The organism is Kitasatospora sp. NPDC047058 (genome assembly GCF_040643935.1).
Classification (GTDB): domain Bacteria; phylum Actinomycetota; class Actinomycetes; order Streptomycetales; family Streptomycetaceae; genus Kitasatospora.
In genome coordinates, this window is sequence record NZ_JBEYVJ010000931.1 from 1 (window position 1) to 1141 (window position 1141).

Here is a 1141-nt window from a genome sequence, read left to right on the forward strand (position 1 = left end):
CCGAGACCGGAGTTGCGGAGAAGCTCGAATCGTCAACCGACGACGAAGTCTTCGACGGCGGCCTCGCCGGCGCCCGCTACGGCCTGGCCGCGATCCCCGCCCGCTGGACGGAGCCGCTGCACGTCCCGCTGCCCGGGACCGGCGGCCGGGTCCTCCGCCTCGCGGACCTGCTCGGGCTCGTGGAGCGGCTCGTCGGCTGACGGCTGACGGCTCCGGCGGATGGCCGCCTCGCCGCTGCGGGCCGACGAGCTTGCGCGGTCAGACTTGCCCAGGCTTGCCCGGCGCTGAACGGCGGTCAGCCGTCCACGCCGCCGGAGGCCGGCGGCACCGGCCGGGTCACGACGGGCGGTCAGGCCCGTGGCCTGCGGCGGAAACGCTTTTCGTCCGGACGCCACCGCATGGCATGATCTGCCGCTGCGCGCCAAGATCCACTCCCGTCCGCGGACCAACCGCCGCGAGCCCGCGTCCACGCCGGACACCGGCCTCCTCTGGCAGGAACTGCGCGACCACCTGGCAGGCCTCCCGCCGCTGGAGCGCGACCGGCTGATGCGCCGCTCGCGGGCCGCGGGCCACTGCGTGGACGCGACCCACCCGCCGACGCACCTCCGGATCGCTCGCCTCGCCACGCGCGATTCCGTCCCGGCCGCCGTCACCGCGACCCCCGGCGAGTCCGCCGCCATCGACGCCGAACTCGCCCCCCACCGCGCCCGGCTGGCCCACGCCTTCCTGGCCGGCTGAGGCGTCCTCAGGCCCGCGGCATCACGACGCCCCGTCCACGGGGCTGGTGTCCGCGGGCCGTACTTCTCGCTCGGACCGCTCCGGCCGCCCCGGCCGATCCAGCCGCTCCGGCCGCCCCGGCCGCTCCGGCCGCCCCGGCCGCCCCGGCCGTTCCGGTCGCTCCGGTCGCGGGCGTCGGCGCCGAGCGGGCACCGCCCAGCCGCCGCGGACGGCGGCGGTGAGCCGGTCCCGTCCGAGCGCTTCGACGCCGGCCACGGCGACGGCACACCAGGAGCTCCGCCCGACCGGGGCCAGCACCTCCTCCGCGATCCAGGGCGAGTTGGGCGACCAGCCCGTGCAGGGCGGCTTTGGCGGCGGCGTACGAGGCGCTGCGGCCGAAGGTGCCGCGGAAGGCCGCGCTGGA

At 77.8% G+C, this 1141-nt stretch carries 1 protein-coding gene and 1 pseudogene; both read left to right on the top strand.

Annotation, left to right across the window (positions count from 1 at the left end; genetic code table 11):
- Nucleotides 1-200, top strand: a pseudogene (locus ABZ885_RS41725) (hypothetical protein); the annotation flags it as partial.
- A 157-nt stretch (nt 201-357) separates the two neighbouring features.
- The gene (locus tag ABZ885_RS41730; RefSeq protein WP_360200504.1) at nt 358-738 is read left to right on the top strand and encodes a hypothetical protein; all 381 of its coding nucleotides are present in this window, start codon (nt 358-360) and stop codon (nt 736-738) included.
- Nucleotides 739-1141: the final 403 nt, after the last annotated feature.